16 protein-coding genes are annotated in these 21,209 nt (G+C 64.1%); 13 read left to right on the top strand and 3 right to left on the bottom strand.

Going from position 1 to position 21,209, the window contains the following annotated elements:
- The first annotated feature begins 99 nt into the window (after nucleotides 1-99).
- The 7 genes from tpiA (at nucleotide 100) to G572_RS22105 (ending at nucleotide 9,568) form a co-directional block, all read left to right on the top strand.
- On the top strand, nucleotides 100-855 hold the full coding sequence (gene tpiA, locus G572_RS0102295; RefSeq protein ID WP_029057110.1) for a triose-phosphate isomerase: 756 nt from the start codon (nucleotides 100-102) through the stop codon (nucleotides 853-855).
- Between the two features lie 100 nt (nucleotides 856-955).
- Nucleotides 956-1,333, top strand: a complete 378-nt coding sequence (gene secG, locus G572_RS0102290) for a preprotein translocase subunit SecG (protein ID WP_029057109.1) — start codon at nucleotides 956-958, stop codon at nucleotides 1,331-1,333.
- 122 nt (nucleotides 1,334-1,455) lie between these two features.
- The gene (locus tag G572_RS0102285; RefSeq protein ID WP_029057108.1) at nucleotides 1,456-3,084 is read left to right on the top strand and encodes a CTP synthase; all 1,629 of its coding nucleotides are present in this window, start codon (nucleotides 1,456-1,458) and stop codon (nucleotides 3,082-3,084) included.
- 65 nt (nucleotides 3,085-3,149) lie between these two features.
- The gene (locus tag G572_RS0102280) at nucleotides 3,150-4,013 is read left to right on the top strand and encodes a VOC family protein (protein ID WP_029057107.1); all 864 of its coding nucleotides are present in this window, start codon (nucleotides 3,150-3,152) and stop codon (nucleotides 4,011-4,013) included.
- Nucleotides 4,014-4,091: 78 nt separating this feature from the next.
- The gene (locus G572_RS22110) at nucleotides 4,092-5,243 is read left to right on the top strand and encodes an efflux RND transporter periplasmic adaptor subunit (protein WP_037545108.1); all 1,152 of its coding nucleotides are present in this window, start codon (nucleotides 4,092-4,094) and stop codon (nucleotides 5,241-5,243) included.
- Nucleotides 5,244-5,249: 6 nt separating this feature from the next.
- A complete protein-coding gene (locus tag G572_RS0102270; protein WP_029057106.1) occupies nucleotides 5,250-8,429 on the top strand; it encodes an efflux RND transporter permease subunit in 3,180 nt (1,059 codons plus the stop codon).
- 341 nt (nucleotides 8,430-8,770) lie between these two features.
- Complete coding sequence (locus tag G572_RS22105; protein ID WP_051241476.1) at nucleotides 8,771-9,568, top strand: IclR family transcriptional regulator; 798 nt, start codon at nucleotides 8,771-8,773, stop codon at nucleotides 9,566-9,568.
- Between the two features lie 97 nt (nucleotides 9,569-9,665).
- Here G572_RS22105 and G572_RS0102260 read toward each other — a convergent pair whose 3' ends face one another.
- Together G572_RS0102260 and G572_RS0102255 are read right to left on the bottom strand one after the other, a co-directional pair.
- On the bottom strand, nucleotides 9,666-10,460 hold the full coding sequence (locus tag G572_RS0102260; protein ID WP_245566136.1) for an SDR family NAD(P)-dependent oxidoreductase: 795 nt from the start codon (nucleotides 10,458-10,460) through the stop codon (nucleotides 9,666-9,668).
- Nucleotides 10,423-11,298: a beta-keto acid cleavage family enzyme gene (locus tag G572_RS0102255; RefSeq protein WP_029057104.1), complete on the bottom strand. Its 876-nt coding sequence runs from the start codon at nucleotides 11,296-11,298 to the stop codon at nucleotides 10,423-10,425. Before G572_RS0102255 ends, G572_RS0102260 begins: the two co-directional genes overlap by 38 nt.
- A 223-nt stretch (nucleotides 11,299-11,521) precedes the next feature.
- Here G572_RS0102255 and G572_RS0102250 point away from each other — a divergent pair, with 223 nt between their 5' ends.
- The 6 genes from G572_RS0102250 (at nucleotide 11,522) to G572_RS0102225 (ending at nucleotide 19,694) form a co-directional block, all read left to right on the top strand.
- The gene (locus G572_RS0102250) at nucleotides 11,522-12,682 is read left to right on the top strand and encodes a TAXI family TRAP transporter solute-binding subunit (protein WP_029057103.1); all 1,161 of its coding nucleotides are present in this window, start codon (nucleotides 11,522-11,524) and stop codon (nucleotides 12,680-12,682) included.
- Complete coding sequence (locus G572_RS0102245) at nucleotides 12,679-14,688, top strand: TRAP transporter permease (RefSeq protein ID WP_029057102.1); 2,010 nt, start codon at nucleotides 12,679-12,681, stop codon at nucleotides 14,686-14,688. Before G572_RS0102250 ends, G572_RS0102245 begins: the two co-directional genes overlap by 4 nt.
- A 1-nt stretch (nucleotide 14,689) precedes the next feature.
- Nucleotides 14,690-15,610: a 3-hydroxyacyl-CoA dehydrogenase NAD-binding domain-containing protein gene (locus tag G572_RS0102240; protein ID WP_029057101.1), complete on the top strand. Its 921-nt coding sequence runs from the start codon at nucleotides 14,690-14,692 to the stop codon at nucleotides 15,608-15,610.
- Nucleotides 15,611-15,706: 96 nt separating this feature from the next.
- Nucleotides 15,707-16,531 (top strand): enoyl-CoA hydratase-related protein, encoded by an 825-nt coding sequence (locus tag G572_RS0102235; protein WP_029057100.1) that lies wholly within the window; start codon nucleotides 15,707-15,709, stop codon nucleotides 16,529-16,531.
- On the top strand, nucleotides 16,528-17,730 hold the full coding sequence (pcaF, locus tag G572_RS0102230; protein WP_029057099.1) for a 3-oxoadipyl-CoA thiolase: 1,203 nt from the start codon (nucleotides 16,528-16,530) through the stop codon (nucleotides 17,728-17,730). Before G572_RS0102235 ends, pcaF begins: the two co-directional genes overlap by 4 nt.
- Nucleotides 17,730-19,694, top strand: a complete 1,965-nt coding sequence (locus G572_RS0102225; protein WP_037545104.1) for a 3-hydroxyacyl-CoA dehydrogenase NAD-binding domain-containing protein — start codon at nucleotides 17,730-17,732, stop codon at nucleotides 19,692-19,694. The genes pcaF and G572_RS0102225 overlap by 1 nt, the downstream gene beginning before the upstream one ends.
- A 373-nt stretch (nucleotides 19,695-20,067) precedes the next feature.
- On the opposite strand, the gene G572_RS0102220 is transcribed toward G572_RS0102225, so the two are convergent.
- Nucleotides 20,068-21,108 (bottom strand): AraC family transcriptional regulator, encoded by a 1,041-nt coding sequence (locus tag G572_RS0102220; protein ID WP_029057097.1) that lies wholly within the window; start codon nucleotides 21,106-21,108, stop codon nucleotides 20,068-20,070.
- Between the last annotated feature and the right edge of the window lie 101 nt (nucleotides 21,109-21,209).

The following is a 21,209-nucleotide window of genomic DNA, read 5'->3' as shown; positions in this document are numbered from 1 at the left end:
CGGAATTCTGCTAGCACCGGCTCCTGAAAGACAGGTTCGGTGGCCCCATATGAACGCGGAGGCCGCAGCGCGCCTATGGAAAAGAAAACGGGGTCCCGAATGTCGAAGGTTTCAAAGCCGCTGGTCGCCGGCAACTGGAAGATGAACGGCCTGGGGGCCGCGCTCGAGGAACTGACCCGCATCGCGGACGACGTGCGCGCAGGCGCGGGGGCAGTGGATGTCGCAATCTGTCCGCCGGCGACGATGATCGCGGCGGCGGTCCAGAAGGTCTTCGGAAGCGGCGTGCACATTGGCGGGCAGGACTGCCATGCCTCGGCAAGCGGTGCGCATACCGGCGACATTGCAGCGGAAATGCTCGCCGACGCCGGCGCTTTCTATGTCATCGTCGGCCATTCGGAGCGTCGTGCCGATCACGGCGAGGACGACGCGACGGTCAACGCCAAGGCACAGGCCGCGTGGCGCGCGGGCCTGACGGCGATCGTCTGCGTTGGCGAGACGGAAGCCGAGCGCAAGGCCGGGGAGGCGCTTGCCGTGGTCGGGCGCCAGCTTGCAGACAGCGTTCCGGAAGGCGCCACGCCGGAGACGCTCGTTGTCGCCTATGAGCCGGTGTGGGCGATCGGCACGGGCCTGACACCGACCGCGGAGGACGTCGCGGAGATGCATGCCTTCATGCGCCGCGAACTGGTGCAGCGGTTCGGCGGGGCCTTTGCGGCGGTCCGGCTGCTTTATGGCGGCTCGGTCAAGGCGGGCAATGCAACGGAGCTTCTGGGAATCGATGACGTCGACGGTGCGCTTGTCGGCGGCGCAAGCCTGAAAGCCGCCGATTTCCTGCCGATTGTGGCCGCCGCGGGATAAGGTTGCCGTTTCCCGCCGGCGGGATGGCCATCAAGGGTGGAAACCCGGCGCGCCTTGGTGTAGAACCCGGCTCAATTCCTTTCTCAAAGACTGGTCCTCGATGGAAACCGTAATCATCGTCATTCACCTGATGGTCGTGCTCGCGCTCGTACTCGTCGTTCTCCTGCAACGCTCCGAAGGCGGCGCGCTCGGCATGGGTGGCGGCGGAGGCGGCGGTGGCGGCGGCATGATGTCGGCGCGCGGCAGCGCCAACATCCTGACGCGCGCCACGGCAGCGCTGGCCGTCGTGTTCTTCGCCACCTCGCTCGGTCTCGCGATCATCGCCAAGAACGGCGAACGCCCGGCCTCGATCCTCGATGCCGTCCCGGGGGCGCCCACCGCACCTGCAGGGAACGACGGGTCGAGCGGCAATGGCATTCTCGACCAGATCAAGCCGGCTCCGGCCCCTGAGGGTCCCCAGGTTCCGCCGGCTCAATAGGGCGGCGCGGGCGCCTTTATCGTCTCTTCGCATGCCCCGCGACGATCTCGCGGGGCATTTTCTTGTGTGTTAAATACCGACGGGCGTTCGAATCAGCGCTCGCGGCGATATGGTATTTGTCCATGGCGCGATACATCTTCATCACCGGCGGCGTGGTGTCCTCACTGGGCAAGGGGCTTGCGTCTGCGGCCCTCGGTGCTCTCCTCCAGGCCCGCGGCTACCGGGTCCGTCTCAGGAAACTCGATCCCTATCTCAATGTGGATCCGGGCACGATGAGCCCGTATCAGCACGGGGAGTGCTTCGTCACCGACGACGGCGCGGAGACCGATCTCGACCTGGGGCACTACGAGCGGTTTACCGGGCGTCCGGCGAACAAGCGCGACAACATCACCACCGGGCGCATCTACCAGAACATCATCGCCAAGGAGCGCCGCGGCGATTACCTGGGCGGAACGGTCCAGGTCATTCCGCATGTGACCGATGCGATCAAGGCCTTCGTGCTCGATGGCAACGAGGACTTCGACTTCGTGCTGTGCGAGATCGGCGGCACGGTCGGCGACATCGAGGCGCTTCCGTTCTTCGAGGCGATTCGCCAGCTCGGCAACGAGTTGCCGCGCGGCCATGCCGTCTACATTCACCTGACCCTGATGCCGTTCATCGCGTCTGCCGGAGAACTGAAGACAAAGCCGACGCAGCATTCGGTGAAGGAGCTGCGCTCCATCGGCATTCAGCCGGATATCCTGATGGTCCGCTGCGACCGCAAGATTCCGGAAAGCGAGCGCCGCAAGCTGTCGCTGTTCTGCAACGTGCGCGAAGGCGCGGTGATCCCGGCCTACGACGTGAAGTCGATCTACAACGTTCCGATCGCCTATCACGAGGAAGGGCTGGACGAGGAGGTTCTCGCGGCCTTTGGCATCACCGGTGCGCCGGCGCTCGACCTGTCGCGCTGGACCGAGATCTCGGAAAACCTTGCCAACCCGGAAGGCGAGGTGACGATTGCGATCATCGGCAAGTACACCGTGCTCAAGGATGCCTACAAGTCGCTGATCGAGGCGCTGGTGCATGGCGGGATCGCCAATCACGTGCGCGTCAATATCGAGTGGATCGAATCGGAGATCTTCGAGAAGGAAGATCCCGCGCCCTGGCTGGAAAGCGTGCACGGCATCCTGGTTCCCGGAGGCTTCGGCGAGCGCGGTGCGGAAGGCAAGATTGCGGCTGCAAAATTCGCGCGCACGCACGGCGTTCCCTATTTCGGCATCTGTTTCGGCATGCAGATGGCGGTGATCGAGGCCGCCCGCAACCTGGCCGGAATCGGGGAGGCGAATTCGACGGAGTTCGGCGATACGCCCGAGCCCGTGGTCGGTCTGATGACGGAATGGGCGCGCGGCAATACGCTTGAAGTGCGCCAGGAAGACGGTGAACTCGGCGGAACCATGCGTTTGGGGGCCTATCCCGCCAAGCTGGAACCCGGCTCGCGTATTTCCCAAATCTATGAGAGCGAGGCCATCTCCGAGCGTCACCGTCACCGCTACGAGGTGAACATCGCCTACCGCGAACGCCTCGAGACGGCCGGTCTGACCTTCGCCGGCACATCGCCGGACGGGGAATTGCCGGAGACCGTCGAGCTTCCGGAACACCCCTGGTACATCGGCGTGCAATATCATCCGGAACTGAAATCCCGGCCGTTCGAGCCGCACCCGCTGTTCGCCTCCTTCGTCGCGGCTGCTGTCGAACAGAGCCGACTGGTGTAACGTCCCGTCACCGGGCGTCTGTCCGACCCGTCGGCCCGAGCCGATCAGAACAAGAAGAGGTGCGCATGCCCGCACGCGGATTCGACCATCTGGTCTGGGCCGTCACGGACCTTGATGCCACGGCTGCCCGGCTCGAAGCTCTCGGCTTCACGGTGACGCCGCGGGCGCGTCATCCCTGGGGGACGGAGAACCGTCTGGTGCAGCTTGACGGGTTCTTTCTCGAGTTGCTTGGTGTGGGCGAGGGCGCGGATATTCCCGAATCGGAAGGCGATGTCTTCTCCTTCGGTGCGTTCAACCGCGACTTTCTGAGCGCCCGCGAGGGTGGGTCCATGCTCGTGCTGGAAAGCCGGGATCCCGAGGCCGATCGCCTCGCTTTCGAGCGGGCGGGGCTTGCGGTCTATGCCCCGTTTTCCTTCGAACGGGAGCAACGGCTTTCCGATGGCGGCAGCCGAAAGGTCGGCTTCGACCTGACCTTCACCCGCGACCCGAACGATGCGGTCAACGGCTTCTTCACCTGCTTCAATCGCTACCCGGAAAACTTCTGGTCGGCCGATTACCAGATCCACGCAAACGGGGTTCGCACGCTTAAGGCCATCGTTGTCGTGTGCGAGGAACCGGCGATGCATCACATCTTCTACTCGGCCTTTACCGGCGAGCGGGAAATGCGCGCCACAAGCCTCGGAATCACCATCGCCACGCCCCGGGGTGATCTCAGGCTGATGACGCCGCAGGCCTATGAGCGGCTATTCGGCGAGAGCGTGGAGCTTGTCGACCGGCAACCGCGCATCGCCGCCGCCCTGTTTTCCGGCGGGAATCGGTCGCAAATCGAGGCCCGTTGCCGGGACGCCGGGCTCGAAACACGCGTCGCGCCGGAGGGACTGGTCGTGCCGGCTTCCTTAGGGGCCGGATTGGCGCTTGTTTTCCTGTGACATTGCTGTGTAACGTTTTCAGGTCATTCGTCCGTGTCCTCTCGTGGCGGTGACCGTTCATTTTCATGGAGTTTCAAGATGGCGATCGCCGGATCCTGGATACGACCTTTGGCGATTGCCGTCGGGTTTTCGGGGGCAGTAGCTGCCTGCAGCCCGTCAGAGGAGGCTGCCGCGCCGTCCGCCCCGCCGCCGTCTGTGACCGTTGCCGCGGCTGTTAGCCAGGAAGTTCGCCAGTCCGCGGAGTTCGTCGGCCAGATTGCAGCGGTCGACAACGTCAATCTGATTTCACGCGTGTCCGGATTTCTGAACAGCAAGGAAGTCAAGGACGGCGCGACGGTGAAGGCGGGCGACCTGCTCTTCACCATTGAACGCGCGCCTTACGAGGCATCGCTTGCGTCGGCGAAAGCCGAAGCCGCACGTGCCGAAGCGGAAGCAGCCCTCAAGGCCGCAGACCTGGAACGCGACAAGGACCTCTTTGAAAAGGGGCACGTCTCCAAGGCCAAGTACCAGGCGACGCTGGCGGCCAAGGAGCAGGCGGAAGCCGCCGTCGATGCGGCCAAGGCCGCCGTTACCCAGGCCGACCTCAATCTTTCCTACACCGCCATTCACGCGCCCTTCGACGGCCAGCTCGGCAAGACAAATTTCAGTGTGGGCGATGTCGTGGGACCGTCGTCCGGCCCAATTGCCCGTCTGGTGCGGACCGCGCCGATGTACGTCAGCTTTTCGATTAGCGAGAAAGACTATCTGGACGCCATTCGCAGCAATGGCACCTCGCCGGAAGACCTGAGGGAAATCGGAAACCACCCCGATATTCATATCGTCCTTCCCAATGGCCAGAAGTATCAGGAAGACGGTGAGATCGTTTTTGTCGACAATGCCGTCGATCCCGCGACGGGGACGATCGCCATTCGCGGCCGGTTTCCGAACAGTGACAGGCTTCTGGTCGCCGGGACCTTCGTCACTGTCGTGATCGAGGCAGGCGAAAGCGCCGAGGAAATCGTGATACCGCAGTCCGCGGTGCAACGGGACCAGAGCGGTCCCTTTGTGCTTGCCATCGGCAGCCAGGAAAATGTCGAGCAGCGTCGCGTTAAGCTGGGCGAGCAGATCGACACCAAATTCGTGGTGAAGAGCGGATTGCAGGAGGGCGAGAGGGTTATCACGGAAGGGCTGCAAAAAGTACGGCCGGGCGTTCCGGTGAACGCGGTTCTTGCCGACGACAAGTCGGAGTAGGCCCGGATGTTTTCACGCATCTTCATCTATCGGCCGAAGTTCGCGCTGGTCATTTCCCTCGTCATCACGATTGCCGGCGTTTTGGGGTATTTGTCGCTGCCTGTCGAGCAGTTCCCCAATATCACGCCGCCGGTTGTGAACGTTTCCGCCAGCTACAGCGGTGCCAATTCGACCGTGCTGGAGGAGACGGTTGCGGCGCCGATCGAGGCGCAGGTCAACGGCGTCGACAACATGATCTACATGTCGTCGAACAGCAGCGACAACGGCAGCTACTCGCTGAATGTCACATTTGCGGTTGGAACCGATCCCGACATCGCGACGGTCAACGTGCAAAACCGCGTCAGCCAGGCGACCAGCCAGTTGCCGAGCGACGTCACCAAGAATGGTGTCACGGTCCAGAAGGCCAGCACCAACATGCTTCTGGTGGTGACGCTCTATTCCTCGAACGACGATCATGACGAGGTCTTTCTGTCCAATTACGCCTCGATCTACCTGAAGGACGCGCTGGCGCGCGTTCCGGGGGTGGGCAAGGCGGATGTCCTCACCGACTTCGCCTACGGCATGCGGATCTGGCTGGACCCCGATCGTCTGGCAAGCCTTGGCATGACGCCGTCGGATTTCATTTCCGCCGTCAGAGACCAGAACGTGCAGGTCGCGGCCGGCCAGATCGGGGCGCCGCCGGTGCCCGAAGGGCAGCAGTTCCAGTATACGGTGACGGCCCAGGGGCGGCTGAGCACCGCTGAGGAATTCGAGAACATCATCCTGCGCACCGGCGCCGACGGTGCGGTCGTTCGTATCCGCGACGTCGCCAGGGTTGAGCTGGGATCCCAGTTTTATTCCGCAAACGGACGCTTCAATGGCACGCCCTCCACGGTTCTGGCCGTGTATCAGGCGCCGGGGGCCAACGCCCTCGCGGTGGCGGAAGGGGTCTTGTCGCGTCTGGAAGAGCTTTCCAAGGCGTTTCCGGAGGACATGTCCTACGGCGTTCCCTTCAACACGACCAATTTCGTCGAGAAATCCCTTCAGGACGTGGTCACGACGTTGCTTCTGACGTTCTCGCTGGTGGTCGCTGTCGTCTTCGTGTTCCTCGGCAACTGGCGGGCGACACTGATCCCGCTGGTGGCGATCCCGGTGTCGTTGATCGGGACATTCGCGATCCTTCTCGCCGCGGGAATGTCGCTCAACACGATCTCCTTGTTCGCGCTTGTCCTTGCCATCGGTATCGTCGTCGACGATGCGATCATCGTGGTGGAGAACGTCGAACGGATCATCGCCGACGAGGGGCTTTCGCCGCAGGAGGCGACCGCCAAGGCGATGGGGCAGATCACGACGCCGATCATCGCAACGACGCTCGTTCTGCTCGCCGTCTTCGTGCCGACGATGTTCATGCCGGGCATCACGGGCCGGCTCTATTCCCAGTTCGCGACCACGATCTCCGTGGCCGTGGTGATTTCCTCGATCAACGCGCTGACGCTGTCCCCGGCGCTGTGTGGCCTGATCCTCAAGCCGCGAAAGGGACCGCCGACGGGTATTTTCGCGGTGTTTGAGTCTGTCGTGGACCGAATGCGGAACGGCTATGTCGGTATCGTGTCGCGGCTTCTCCCGCGATCGTTCCTGGGAATTGGCGCCGTTGCCCTCGCCATCGGGCTGATCGTCCTGCTCGGCGGCCGGCTCCCGAAGGGGTTCCTGCCGCTTGAGGATCAGGGATACCTGATGGTCGACGTGCAATTGCCGGATGGCGCGGCGCTGCCGCGGACAACCGCGGTGACCAAGGACATCGAGGGCCGGCTGGAAGGGATCGACGGCATCGAGAACGTCGTGACCGTGAACGGGTTTTCCATCCTGAACTCCGGTCTTGCGCCGAACACAGCGCTGCTGATCGTCACGCTTGAGCCCTGGGAAGAACGGGAGACACCCGCGCTCAGTGCCAACGGGATCCTTGCCCAGCTCTGGCGTGAATTCGCCACCATCTCGGGGGCGAATATCATCGCCTTCAACGCGCCGCCGATTCCGGGTCTCGGGACCACGGGCGGTGTGGAAATGAAGATCCAGCAAACCGGCGGAGGGACGCCGCAAGACCTTGCCTCCGGAATCGGCTCAATGGTCTATTCCGCCAATCAGAGGCCGGGAATCGCGCAGGCCTATTCGACATTCCGGGCCAATGTGCCTCAGCTATTCGTTGATCTGGATCGCAGCAAGGCAAAGCTGCTCAAGGTCGGGATCGGCGATGTCTTTCTGACGCTGCAGGCCTATCTCGGATCCTACTATATCAACGATTTCAACTTGTTCGGGCGCGTCTACAAGGTGATGATTCAGGCCGAGGGCACCTTCCGTGACCGGCCGGAGGACATCGGCCGTTTGTATGTGCGCTCCCAGGACGGCAACATGGTCCCCTTGCGCACGCTTGCGACGGTGGAAAACACGCTCGGGCCGCAGATCCTCAACCGGTACAACATGTTCCGGGCAGCCTCGCTGAATGCAGAGCCGAAGGCGGGAACCTCGACCGGTGTCGTGATGGCACAGCTTGAAGCCGCGGCACAGGAAGCCTTGCCCTCCGGCTACAAGTACGAGTGGACCGGCTCCGCCCTGCAGCAGCAGGGCACGGGCGCCATCGTGATCTTCATTTTGCTGCTTGCCATCCTGTTCGCCTATCTCTTCCTGGTGGCCCAGTACGAAAGCTGGACGATGCCGGTCGCTATCCTGATGTCGGTGACGGTGGCGCTTCTCGGCGCCTTCGTCGCGGTGCTGGTGACCGGGCGTGACGTCAATCTCTACACGCAGATCGGCATGATCATGCTGGTCGGGCTTGGTGCCAAGAATGCGATCCTGATCGTCGAATTCGCGATGGAGGAACGCGCGGCCGGCAAGTCGATCATCGAGGCCGCGCGGGCGGCCGCGCACTTGCGCTTCCGGGCGGTGATGATGACGGCGCTGTCCTTCCTGCTTGGCGTTGTTCCGCTTCTGGTCGCCAACGGCGCGGGGGCGGCCAGTCAGCAGGCCATCGGATTTGCTGTGTTCGGGGGAATGCTGTTTGCCACGCTCTTCGGCGTCATTTTGATCCCGGTCCTCTATGTGGTGATGCAGATCCTGCGCGAACGTGTGAAGGGGCAATATCGCGGTGCCGATACCGAGCGCACTCCGGAGGACCTCACCCCCGGCAAGGAGGCCGCGCCGCAGGCCGGTTGACATCGTCTTCGGGGCTCACATGACAAAGACCCGCCGCGCTCCTCTCGGGCCGGCGGTTTTTTTGTTTTCTGAAGGAGTTCGGGCCAGCCACATGCCGGATTGGCGCGGGCGTTTCCTGTCCGCAGTTGAACCTGGGGTAGATGAGGCGAAGGGTGTACGACCGGGCTTCGTTTTCCTCAGCCGCGAATTGGTTCCGCGCCTGTGAGGTTGGCCATACAGCAGACATGTGTTGTGGTCAGTTGGCATATCCTGGTTGAGCAGCGTCTTATAAATGCTGATTAACACTTGATAATCTGCTATGACCGCCCTCCTGGAAACACGAGAATGGCCGAGGACACTCCTTGAAGAAGGAAACTTCCCTGAACAGCCTGCGTCGCGGCTTTCTGATCCTCGAAACCTTTGGCGTTGGCGAGGACAGTCTGAGCAATGCGGAGATATCGGCGCGCACCGGAATGCCGAAATCGACCGTTTCGCGGCTGACCAGCGTTTTGTGCGACATGGGGTACCTCAGTCCGGCGCTTGAGACCGGCGGTTTCCGCATCGGTGCCGGGGCCTTGCGCCTGGGCTATTCGGCGCTGGCGAGCATGAACATTCGCCAACGCGCTCGCCGGCCCATGCAGGAGCTGGCGGACCGGGCTTCGGTTTCGGTGTCACTGGCCATCCGGCAGGGCGTGCATATGCTGTATATCGAGCAGGCGCGCGGGGCGGCTGCCGTCACCACTCGGCTGACGGTCGGCGACCGGCTGCCAATTGTCGTGTCCGCCATCGGCCAGGCCTATCTGGCTGCTTGCGATGGAGGGGAGATCGCCGAAATCGCGGAGCTGCTGGCGGAGAGCGATCCGCAGGCGGCGGCCACCCTTGGCGACAAGGTCACCGACGCCCGTCGGCAAATCGCCGAGCAGGGGTTTTGTCTGTCAATGGACACCTGGCTGCCGGGCATTCATGCCATCGCCGCGCCGGTGCTCGATCTGGATACAAAGACGCGCATGGCGGTCAATTGCGGCGGGGTGGCCACGCTGTTGCCAAAACAGCGGCTGCTGGAGGATCTGGGGCCGGCAATCGAAGCGCTCGCCTCCCACATCTCGGCGCTGCCGCCGCGCGCGCTGGTGGCCGAGGTCGAGGCCGGGCGGCAGGTCTGAAGCCCTGGCTTGTTGTTTCGGTCAAAAGAAAACCGGGCTGACATCTGGAGATGACAGCCCGGCTTCAAAGCGGATCAGCGGTCGATGGGGCCGGTGATCAGAAGCGTCCGCAATCCAGCGTGATCGTTTGTCCGGTCATTGCTTCGTTGCGGGAGAGAAACACGATTGCCTCTGCGACATCCGATGCTTCCACCCAGCGCTTCAGCGTGGTCGCCGCCAGCGAGCGTTCGGTGCGGCTCTCCGGCCAGGTTTCGGTCCAGGGCGTGCGGGTCAGGCCCGGGGCGACCGCATTGACGCGGATGTTCGGGCCCAGTCCCTTGGCTAGATTGATGGTCATGTTGACCAGCGCCGCCTTGCTGGCCGCATAGGCCATGGAGCTGGCGCCGCCGCCGAGGCCGGCAATGCTGGCCGTGTTGACGATGGCACCGCCGTCGCGCAGATGCGGGGCGGCGGCGCGCGCGCACCAGAACGGCCCCATCAGGTTGGTGTTGAGGATCTTGTCCCAGAACGCATCATCGAGACGGTCGAGGTCCGACATGGGGATCGGTTCCAGGGTGCCGGACGTACCGGCGTTGTTGACCAGAACGTCCAGCCCGCCAAGGTCGGCGGCTGCGGTCTTGACCATGCTTTCCGCCTCGGTGCGGACGGAGACGTCACCGGGGGCGGAGAGAACGCGGCCTTCGCCGTGCTCCTCAGTGAGACGGACGATCAGCGCCGGGGCATTCTCATCCCCCGGCAGGTGATTGATCGCAACGGTTGCCCCTGCGGCCAGATAGGCCTTGGCGGTGGCAAGGCCAATGCCTGAGGAGCCGCCGGTCACCAGGACCCGGGTTTGCGCGGAAATCTGCATCAGTTCAGCGAAGCTCCAGGATTTTGCGGGCTTCGGCGGCATTCGCGGTTTCCTTGCCCAGACCTTCCAAAATCTGGACGGCACGGCGCACCAGCGAGGCGTTGTCCGGTGCCAGGACGCCGCGCGACAGGTAGAGATTGTCTTCCAGTCCGACGCGCACATGGCCGCCACAAACCGCCGAAAGAGCCACGATATCGAATTCCTGCCGGCCGATGCCGAAGGCGGCCCAGTTGGCGTTCTGCGGAAGCTGCGACTGCAGGAACAGGTGGGACTGCGGCGTGGCATCCGCGCCATAGGGGATGCCGAGGCAGATCTGGAACAGCGGGGTGCCGGTGAGGGCGCCCTCGGCGATCAGCTTCTTGGCGAGCACGATGTGGCCGATGTCGAAGACTTCCAGCTCCGGCTTGGTGCCCGCGTCCTCGACCAGCCGCGCCATGGTGCGCAGATGCGCGGGCAGGTTGAGGAAGGCATGCTCGCCGAAGTTCATGGTGCCGATGTCCAGCGTGCACAGTTCCGGCTTCAGCTCCAGAACATGGGAGACGCGCTCTTCCGGAGAGCAAAGTGTCGTACCCGGACCGCCGACCTGCATGTTGTCGGCGGACGGCACGTAGCGTGCGCCGGCACCGGTGGTGAGGTTGAGGACGATGTCGACATCCGCGTCGCGGACGCGCTCGACCACTTCACGGTAAAGGGCGATGTCCATCGAGGGCGCCGCGGTTTCGGGGTCGCGCACATGAATATGCGCCACCGCTGCGCCGGCCTTGGCCGCGCCGATGGCCGAATCGGCGATCTGCTTCGGCGTTACGGGGACCGCATCGCTCTTGCTGGGGGTGTCGAAGGATCCCGTGATCGCACAGGTGATAATGACTTTGTCGGCCATACGCGTTCCACTCCGGAAGTTCAAAAAATCTGAATCGACACGGCACGGCGCACGAACATGCGCGGCGCCACGGCGCGGTAGCTGTGCCACAACCTTAACTGTTCCGCAATATGGAACAGTGTGCCATTTTGTGCTTTCCCAAGTTGTGATTTTGTGCAAGCTGCCTATAGGAGGGACGAATCCACCCTTCGACGGGTAATTTGTCAGCCGAGAGGAGAATGACTTGAACCGCTATTCGAAAAACGCATTCGCTGCCGCCGCTCTTGCCGCGACCATTCTGGGTACGGCATCGGTTTCGGCACAGGAACTGCCCAAGACCATTGCGTGGTCGTCCTATGGCGTCGGTGGCGCGAGCTACAACCAGGCCGTCGCTATCGGCAAGGCAATGAAGGAAGAGCTGGGTGTGAACCTGCGCATCCTGCCGGGCAAGAACGACATCGCCCGCACCATTCCGGCCCGTGCCGGCAAGGTGCATGCGATTGCCGGCGGCGTTGCCAGCTACTTCGCTCAGGAAGGCGTGTTCGACTTCTCCGGAACCGACTGGGGGCCGCAGCCGATCCGTATTGTCATGACCTCAATCGGCGATACCAATCTCGGGCTCGGCGTTGCCAATGATATTGGCGTCAAGACCCTGGCCGATCTCAAGGGAAAGCGCGTTGCCCGTATCAAGGCGGCTGCGGCGCTGAACTACAACACCGAGGCTCTGCTGGCTTCCGCCGGCCTGACCTGGGATGACGTTGAAGTGGTCGAGTTCTCCGGATTCGGCGATTCCTGGGACGGCATCATCTCCGACAAGGTGGATGCTGCCTTCGCCCTGATGGCGACCGGCCGTGCCTACCAGCTCGAAGCCTCGCCGCGCGGCCTGATCTGGCCGGAAGTTCCCGAGGACGACACCAAAGCCTGGGCCGCGCTCAAGGCCAAGGCGCCGTATTTCGTCTACAGCGTGGGCACCGAAGGTGCTGGCGTCAGCCCGGAGAAGCCGCATCACGGCGCGCTCTACCCGATGCCGCAGCTGATGGTCTACGCCAACCAGGATGACGATCTGGTCTATGCCATGACCAAGGCGATGGTCGACCTTTATCCGAACTACAAGGACGGTGCACCGGGTGCGTCGGGTTGGGCTCTGGAGCGGCAGAACTTCAAGTGGGCCGTTCCCTACCATGATGGCGCCATCCGCCTGTTCAAGGAAAAGGGCGTGTGGACCGACGAGATGCAGGCGCACAACGACCAGCTGATCAAGCGTCAGGACGTTCTGGCCTCGGCCTGGACCGGTTTTAAGGCGAGTGCGGGTGCTGACCTGTCCCGCGATGCTTTCGAAAAGGCCTGGCTCGACGCTCGCGCCGCAGCTCTGACCGAAGCCGGTATGGAGCCTGTCTTTAGATGACAACGACGGGCGTCGATGCGCCCTCGACTGAGGAACGGAACGATACGGTAGCGGAGTCTCTCCGCTACCGGACTCTGACCGGGACTTGGCGCGTCGTTCTGGTCCTCGCCACGATCGCTGCGGTGGGGGTTGTCGTCAACCAGCTGTTCAATCTGCAATTTCTGATTGGCTATACGCTGGTGGGGTCGTCCTTCCTCTATCTGCTTGCGCTCTTCATCCTTCCGTTCATCTTCATCGTCGCCCCGGGGAGCGCTTCTGCTCCGCGCGACAGGGTGCCGCTATACGATGTTGCGCTGGCACTGGTGGCGGCGGGCATTCTGCTGTTCTTCAACTTCAACAGCGAAACCATCGTCATGGCCGGCTGGGAGTACGTGGCTCCGGTCTCGGCCCAGATCGTCGCAGGGTTGTTCTGGCTTCTTCTGATCGAGGCCAGCCGCCGGGCCGGTGGCACGGCGCTCGGCATCATCGTTGCGACTTTCTCGCTCTATCCGCTCGTCGCGGATCTGCTTCCCGGACCCATCCAGGGATTCCCGCAGGAGCCGGAGACGGCTGCCGGTTTCTACGCCTTTTCCAGCGAAAGCGCCTTCGGTATTCCGATGCAGGCCTTTGGCGGACTTGTCGTCGGCTTCATTATCTTCGGCGCGGCCCTGCAGGCGACCGGTGCCGGCAAGGTGTTCATGGATCTGTCCTTCGCGATCCTGGGCACCGTGCGCGGGGGCGCGGCCAAGGTCTCGATCTTTTCCAGTGGCCTTCTGGGGTCGATGAGCGGCAGTGTCATCACCAACGTGCTGACCACCGGCGCCATGTCGATCCCGGCAATGCGCAAGACCGGCTTTGACAAGGAACACGCCGCCGCCGTGGAGGCCTGTGCCTCGACCGGTGCGGTCTTGATGCCGCCGATCATGGGCGCGACGGCCTTCATCATGGCCTCGTTCCTGCAAATTCCGTATTCCGACGTGGTGATCGCCGCGATCATTCCCTCGGTGCTCTACTATCTGGCGCTGTTCCTTCAGATCGACGCCTATTCGGCCCGTCGCAAGCTGAAGGGCATTCCGCGCGCGGAACTGCCCCGGGTGCGCGACGCCCTGAAAGGGGGGTGGCATCACATCTTCGCCTTCGCGCTGTTGATGTGGATGCTTCTGTTCCTGAAGCAGGAGGCTGCGGCGCCGTTCTATGCAACCGTCGTTTTGCTGGTGGTCAATCAGATTTTCGGCAAGCGGTTGAACTGGTCCGCCGCCACCAATCTGATCTATGACATCGGCCGCACGCTGGTGGAGTTGACCGCGATCCTGACCGGTATCGGCCTGATCATCGGTGCGCTGGTCGTCACCGGTCTGGCCGGAACTCTGGCCACGGATCTGATCGTTCTGGCCGGTGGCAGCGCGGTGCTGATGCTTCTGATGGGCGCGATCACCAGCTTCCTCCTCGGAATGGGCATGACGGTGACCGCCGCCTATGTGTTCCTTGCGATCATTCTGGCGCCGGGGCTTGTCTCCGCCGGTCTCGATCCGCTGGCGGTGCATTTGTTCATCCTCTACTGGGGCATGCTGTCGTTCATCACCCCGCCTGTTGCGCTCGGGTCCTTCACTGCGGCCAGCATTGCCGGCGCCAGCCCGATGCGGACCGGCCTGACCTCCATGCGGCTCGGCAGCATCATCTACTTCGTGCCGTTCTTCTTCGTGCTCAATCCGGCGCTGATCCTGAAGGGAACGCCGCTGGAGATCGCCTACATCTTGGGAACCGCCGTCGTCGGTGTCTTCTTCATCTCCGCCGGCACCCAGCGCTATCTGGTCGGCTTCGGCTCCCTGGGACGCGGCGTCGCTGGCTTGGTTGCCCAGATCCTGATGCTCGTGTCCGGCCTTTGCCTGCTCTATCCGGGCGGCGTTGGCGGGGTGTCGTCGCAGCTGGTGCTGGCTGTTGCCGTGGCGGCTGCAGTTGTCGCCATCGGGTTTGCCTGGGTCTTTCCCGAGCGTGCCGGGCCGGAGCGTGCAGGGGAGGGGGCGTAGAATGCGTGATCCCGATATGATCCAAACCGTGGCCGTGATCGGCCTCGGGACGATCGGTACCGGCTGGGCCGCCCGGTTCGCCGCCGCCGGACTGCCGGTGCGAGCCTTCGATCCCGACGCGTCACAGCGCGAAGCGCTGCCGGAAACGATCCGGCAGCTTCTGGTCGAGGGCGGACACGGCGAGGCTGCCGAGGCGATGCAGATCAGCCTGCATGACACCCTCGAGGGGGCGGCCGCCGGTGCCGATTTCATTCAGGAGAACGTGCCGGAACGCCAGTCGATCAAGGCCGATGTCCTTGGCCGCCTGGATCGGGCCGCGCCCGCTGAGGTGATTATTTCCACCAGCACCTCGGGCCTGATGCTCGGTCAGTTCCAGGAGGCACTTTCCGCCCCCGAACGGACGGTTGTCGGTCACCCCTTTCACCCGGTCTACCTGATGCCGCTGGTCGAGGTGGTGCCGGGACCGCGTACCGCACCTGAGGCGGTGGATGCCGCCGCCCGCTTTTATGAGCGGGTCGGGCATGTGGCTGTGACCTTGCAAAGGGAAGCCCCCGGCCATCTGGTCAACCGCCTTCAGGCGGCCCTGTGGCGGGAGGCGGTGGCCTGTGTCGAGGATGGCATTGCCTCGGTCGAACAGGTCGACAAGGCGGTGGTCAACTGCCTTGGCCCGCGCTGGTCGGTGGTCGGCCCGCACATGGCCTTTCACCTCGGCGGAGGACAGGGCGGCCTGCGCCATTTCGTGGAGCAGCTCGGCCCCGGGATCCAGAAGCGCTGGAACGATTTCCGCACGCCGGATCTTGCCGCGATGACCGACACGCTCGTGCGCGGTGTCGAGGAAGAGGCCGGGGGCAGGGATCTCGACACCTTGCAACGGGAACGGGATCGCAAGCTGAGCGCCTTGCTTGCGCATCTGGCCAGCTGACCCTCTTGTCGGCGTGGCCCCTTGCGGTTGCGCCGGCCCCACACCTTTTCGCATTGCCGTAAACGCCGGGCTCTCCGGCAAGAGGACTGCACACCCATGACTGACCAGACGGAGCCATCGGTCGTTTACGACGCGGGCGATGGCTATGCAAAGCTGACGCTGAACCGCCCGAAAACGCTCAATGCCTTCACCCCGGACATGCATGCCGGGCTGATGGGGGGGCTGGCGCGGGCGGAGGCGGATCCCGCTTGCCGCGCGGTGCTGATCACTGGATCGGGCCGGGGCTTTTGCGCCGGGCAGGACCTGCGCGACCGCGATCCGCGCAAGATGGACGGACCGCCCGATCTCTCCGACTCCGTCGGGCGCTACTACAACACCCTGGTGCGGCGCATTCGCGAGTTCGACAAGCCGGTGACCTGCGCCGTCAATGGTGTGGCGGCCGGCGCCGGGATCGGCATTGCGCTTGCCTGTGACATCACGCTCGCTGGCGAGGACGCGCCCCTGGCCATCGGCTTTTCCCGCATCGGGCTGGTGCCGGATGCCGGCACCAGTTGGACGCTGACCCGCCGCCTGGGCGAGGCGCGGGCCATGGGGCTGGCGCTCACCGGCGGCCGGTTGAGCGGACGCGAGGCCGCCGATTGGGGCCTGATCTGGCGGGCCGTGCCGGGCGAGGATCTGGCCACTGAGGCCGAAAACCTGACCGCGCAACTGGCGCGCGGCCCGGCGCAGGCACTGCGCCTGACCCGAAACGCCATCCGCGCCGCCGCCGATCAGCCGCTCGACGACCAGCTTGAGCTGGAGCGCGGCTATCAGGGGCAGGCGGGCCGGAGCCCGGATTACGCCGAAGGCGTTCTCGCCTTCCTGGAAAAACGCAAGCCTTGCTTTGCCGGGGCGCATGACGAAGCGGAGCACTCAAAATGACGGATGCCTTTCTCTGCGAAGGTTTGAGAACCCCGATCGGCCGGTATGGCGGAGCGCTGTCCTCGATGCGGCCCGACGATCTTCTGGCCGGCGTGCTGCGCGCGCTGATGGAAAAGGTGCCCGGGCTCGCGCCGGATGCCATCGACGATGTGATCATGGGCTGCGCCAACCAGGCCGGCGAAGACAATCGCAACGTGGCGCGCATGTCCGCACTCCTGGCCGGGCTGCCCGAAAGCGTGTCCGGAACCACCATGAACCGGCTGTGCGGCTCCGGGCTTGATGCGGTGGCGACCGCCGCCCGTGCCATCAAGGCAGGCGAAGCCGAGCTGATGATCGCCGGCGGTGTGGAAAGCATGAGCCGGGCGCCGTTTGTCATGCCCAAGGCCACAAGCGCCTTCAGCCGCGCCGCCGAGGTGCATGACACCACCATCGGCTGGCGCTTCGTCAATAAGCTGATGAAAGAGCGTTACGGCGTCGATTCCATGCCCGAGACCGCCGAGAACGTGGCCGAGGATTTCGGCATCTCCCGCGAAGACCAGGACGCGTTTGCCTTCCGGTCGCAGCAGCGGGCCGTCACGGCGCGCAGCGCCGGCCGCTTCGCGCAGGAAATTGCGCCGGTGTCCGTGCCGCAGCGCAAGGGGGATCCGGTGATCGTCGAGCATGACGAGCACCCCCGCGAGACCAGCCTTGAAAAACTCGCCGCTCTGCGCACGCCCTTTCGCGCCGGCGGATCGGTGACGGCGGGCAATGCCTCTGGCGTCAATGACGGGGCGGCCGCGCTGATCGTCGCCTCCGCGGAGGCGGTGAAGAAATACGGCCTCACGCCGCGTGCCCGCATTGTTGGTGCGGCCAGCGCCGGCGTTGCCCCGCGCATCATGGGCTTCGGGCCTGCCCCGGCGACCGAGCGGCTTTTGGCACGGACCGGCTACAAGATCGACGACATCGACCTGATCGAGCTGAATGAGGCCTTCGCTGCACAGGCGCTGGCGGTGACCCGGCATCTCGGGCTGCCCGATGACGCGGAGCATGTGAACCCCAACGGCGGCGCCATCGCTCTTGGTCATCCGCTTGGCATGTCGGGCGCGCGGCTGGCGCTGACGGCGTCCCAGGAACTGCAATATTGCGATGCACGGCTCGCCCTTTGCACCATGTGCATCGGCGTCGGCCAGGGCATTGCCCTTCTGATGGAGCGCGTGTGATGAAGCTGAGCGATCCCGTCACCATTTCCCAAAAGGGCGATCTGACGATCGTCACCATCGACAATCCGCCGGTCAACGCCACCTCCCAGGCGGTCCGCGCCGGGCTGCTTGAAGCCGTAACGCGTATCGAGGCGATGCCGGAGGTTGCCGCCGTCGTCCTCGCCTGCGCCGGGCGGACCTTCGTTGCCGGTGCCGACATCACCGAGCTGGGCAAACCGCCGCGCGAACCGCATCTGCCCGATGTGATCGCTGCCATCGAAGCCAGCCGTGTGCCGTGGGTCGCTGCGATCAAGGGCGCGGCGCTTGGCGGCGGGCTGGAAATTGCCCTCGGCTGTCATGGACGGGTTGCCGCGCCCGGCGCCAAGCTCGGCTTGCCCGAGGTCACGCTGGGGATCGTCCCGGGGGCCGGCGGCACCGTGCGTCTACCGCGCCTGATCGCAGGTGCCGATGCGCTGGACATGATCACCACCGGCAAGCCGGTCAGCGCTGAAAAGGCAATGAAGACCGGACTGGTCGATACGGTGGCCGGCGACGACCTGCTGGATGCGGCGACGGAGCGTGCTCGTGCGCTTGCCGCCGAGGGGCGCCCGGCGCCGCTGCTGGATCGGGATCCGGTCGCCCCGCTGTCGGACGCTGAGTGGGACGCTGCTGCCGAGCGCCTGCGCAAGAAATCGCGCGGGCAGGTGTCTCCGCTGGAGGCCCTGGCCGCGCTGCGCGATGCGGCGACATTGCCGGCGCGCGAGGCGCTGACCAAGGAGCGTGCGCGCTTCCTGCGTCTGTCGGCGAGCGACGAAGCCGCCGCGCTGCGGCATGTCTTCTTCTCGGAGCGCCGCGCCGGTGCCAGCCTGAAGGCGGCCGACGCCGCACCCGCCGATCTTGCCCATGTGGGCGTCATCGGTGGCGGCACCATGGGCGCGGGCATTGCTGCAGCCCTTTTGCTGTCGGGATCGCGCGTCAGCCTGATCGAGCGGGATGAGGCGAGTTGTGCCGCCGCAGCAGGGCGCGTTACGGGGATTCTGGACGGAAGCCACAAGCGCGGCCTGCTCGACGATGCCGGTCTGGCCGATGCCTCCGGGCGGCTGGAAACGGGCAGCGACTATGCCGCCCTTACGCCGTGCGAACTGGTGATCGAGGCGGTGTTCGAGGACATGGACGTCAAGACCGAGGTCTTCGCCCGTCTCGATGCGATCATGGCGCCGGACGCGATCCTTGCCAGCAACACCTCCTATCTTGACGTCAATGCGCTGGCAATCCGCACTGCCCGTCCGGAGCGGGTGATCGGGCTGCATTTCTTCTCGCCGGCCCATGTGATGAAGCTCTTGGAAGTGGTACGCACCGACAGGGTGTCGGACCGGGCGCTGGCGACGGCCGGTGCGCTGGCCAAGCGTTTGCGCAAGACGCCGGTGGTCGCCGGGGTCTGCGACGGTTTCATTGGCAACCGCATCATGAGCGCCTATCGCCGCGAATGCGACTTCATGCTGGAAGAGGGCGCGCTGCCCTGGCAGATCGATGCGGCCATGCGCGGCTTTGGCTTTGCCATGGGCATTTACGCGGTGCAGGACATGGCCGGGCTCGATGTCGCCTGGGCCATGCGCAAGCGCCGTGCTGCGACCCGTCCGGCGGATGAGCGCTATTCGCGGATTGCCGATCGCCTGTGCGAGATGGGCCGTTTCGGACGCAAGACCGACGCCGGCTGGTACCACTATGAGGATGGCAAGCCGGTGCCCGATCCGCTGGTCGAGGGGATCATCCTTGAGGAAAGCGAACGCCTTGGCATTGCCCGGCGCGATTTCAGTGAGGCCGATATCGTCGCACGCATCATGTCGCTGATGCAGGCGGAGGCCCAGGCCGTGCTCGATGAGGGCATCGCCGAAGGCCCCACCGACATCGATGTGACGATGATCCTTGGCTACGGCTTCCCCCGGCACAAAGGCGGGCCGATGTTCCTGGCCGGGCGGGTTTAACCCCGCGCGCAGCCTCCAGTGTATCTCGGTTGGCGGTGGCTGGTCCATCGCCAACCGAACCTGGCGAACCGCATTGCGCGGTCGCTTTCGGTCAAAGTCTGCGCGCTTTCGTTGCGTACCCAGCAGGCAACCAGATCCCCTTTCGAGAAAACCTCAACGGATACGGGCACGCAGGTCGGCCATGCGTGAGACCCGCCCGCCTTGTTCAGGCCGGACGCTTTCAACCGCCCTCCATTCCAAGGGGGGAGGTACCGTCTTGCCGGATCATGAAAAGCGCCGCCTGCCTGTTCAATTGCAAACTAGCGCCGAACAACCGGCGGGCCGGTGCGCCCCTGTTTGTCCGGCTATCGCCTGTGGCGTTTCTCGCGAAGGCTCAGCTTGAAGCGGAACAGGGCGACTTGGTTCGGCGAAACATGCCGGGACTTTCTCCCGTCCATCTACGAAATGCCTTGTGAAAATTGGCGGAGGAAGAGAACCCGAGGTCCTCTGAAATTTGCTCGACGCTTTTTTCTGCTTTCAGAAGTTCGCGCATGGCGATGTCACGACGCAGGCTATCCTTGATCGCCTGGAAGGATGTCTTTTCGTGATCAAGGCGCCGCATCAGGGTTCGCGGTGTCATCCCGAACGATGCGGCAGCATCGGCCAGCCGGCATGCCTCCCAATCCGCTCGGTACAGAAACTCACGCACGCGCAGCGACTGTGCATGTTCGCGGTAGCGCGTGAAGATCCAGTCTCTCGGCGCCCGCGTCACGAACTCGACCAATTCGGACTTGCTGCGCGTCAGCGGCGGACCAAGGGCGGCGGCGTCGAACGAGATCTCAGAGCGCGGGGCTTCGAAATCAACCCGCGCTGGAAAGATCACGGCGTAATCCTCGGAAAAATCGGGCCGGGCAAAGACAAAGCCAATGGAGCGCACTGGGACCTCATACCCGGCGAGCCAGGAAACCAGCCCATGCGCCAGCTTCAGGATCAGGAGATGGCCGAAACGCTGAACCTGCTGATTGCCAATCGGCACCAGCGAGAGGGTGATCCGGTCCCCGTCCTGCTCCAGTTCGAAGCGGAAATCATCGAGCAGGAGATTCCAGAAGGTCGAGAACCGATAAAGGGCGGAGGGCAGCGTATCGGCCTCCAGCACGGTGGTGAGAAGGTGCTGCAGCGCGCGCGCACGGATGGGACGGCTCCACAGTCCCATCATCTCATCCCCGCTCTCGACGGCGGCGATCTGATAGAGAAGGACAATCTGGTCCAGGGTCACTCGGGCGTCAGGGTGGGCGGGCATTTCTTCCAGCCCCGAGCGCTGCAGCAGCGCGCGCATCTGCACCTTCGAACAACACCTGCGCAACGCCTCCAGCCAGTCTGAGATCAGGCGGCGCGAGACGGTTGTGGGGCTGACGGGATCCAAGGTGGCTGTCATGGCAATTGCGGTGCGGCCTTTGTCACTTTTGGAAATGAAAATGTCATTCGATGACGTTGAGGCGGCATTTTAAGCGGAATAGGTGTCACATAACAACAGAG

Source organism: Stappia stellulata DSM 5886 (genome assembly GCF_000423705.1).
Taxonomy (GTDB): Bacteria; Pseudomonadota; Alphaproteobacteria; order Rhizobiales; family Stappiaceae; genus Stappia; species Stappia stellulata.
The sequence above is the reverse complement of the archived record's forward strand: the minus strand, read 5'-3'. Positions and strand labels throughout refer to the sequence as shown.

Coding starts and splice junctions, on each gene's coding strand:
- tpiA (WP_029057110.1), top strand. CDS start 100: ATGTCGAAGGTTTCAAAGCCGCTGGTCGCCGGCAACTGGAAGATGAAC.
- secG (WP_029057109.1), top strand. CDS start 956: ATGGAAACCGTAATCATCGTCATTCACCTGATGGTCGTGCTCGCGCTC.
- G572_RS0102285 (WP_029057108.1), top strand. CDS start 1,456: ATGGCGCGATACATCTTCATCACCGGCGGCGTGGTGTCCTCACTGGGC.
- G572_RS0102280 (WP_029057107.1), top strand. CDS start 3,150: ATGCCCGCACGCGGATTCGACCATCTGGTCTGGGCCGTCACGGACCTT.
- G572_RS22110 (WP_037545108.1), top strand. CDS start 4,092: ATGGCGATCGCCGGATCCTGGATACGACCTTTGGCGATTGCCGTCGGG.
- G572_RS0102270 (WP_029057106.1), top strand. CDS start 5,250: ATGTTTTCACGCATCTTCATCTATCGGCCGAAGTTCGCGCTGGTCATT.
- G572_RS0102260 (WP_245566136.1), bottom strand. CDS start 10,460: ATGCCGCCGAAGCCCGCAAAATCCTGGAGCTTCGCTGAACTGATGCAG.
- G572_RS0102255 (WP_029057104.1), bottom strand. CDS start 11,298: ATGGCCGACAAAGTCATTATCACCTGTGCGATCACGGGATCCTTCGAC.
- G572_RS0102245 (WP_029057102.1), top strand. CDS start 12,679: ATGACAACGACGGGCGTCGATGCGCCCTCGACTGAGGAACGGAACGAT.
- G572_RS0102240 (WP_029057101.1), top strand. CDS start 14,690: ATGCGTGATCCCGATATGATCCAAACCGTGGCCGTGATCGGCCTCGGG.
- G572_RS0102235 (WP_029057100.1), top strand. CDS start 15,707: ATGACTGACCAGACGGAGCCATCGGTCGTTTACGACGCGGGCGATGGC.
- pcaF (WP_029057099.1), top strand. CDS start 16,528: ATGACGGATGCCTTTCTCTGCGAAGGTTTGAGAACCCCGATCGGCCGG.
- G572_RS0102225 (WP_037545104.1), top strand. CDS start 17,730: ATGAAGCTGAGCGATCCCGTCACCATTTCCCAAAAGGGCGATCTGACG.
- G572_RS0102220 (WP_029057097.1), bottom strand. CDS start 21,108: ATGACAGCCACCTTGGATCCCGTCAGCCCCACAACCGTCTCGCGCCGC.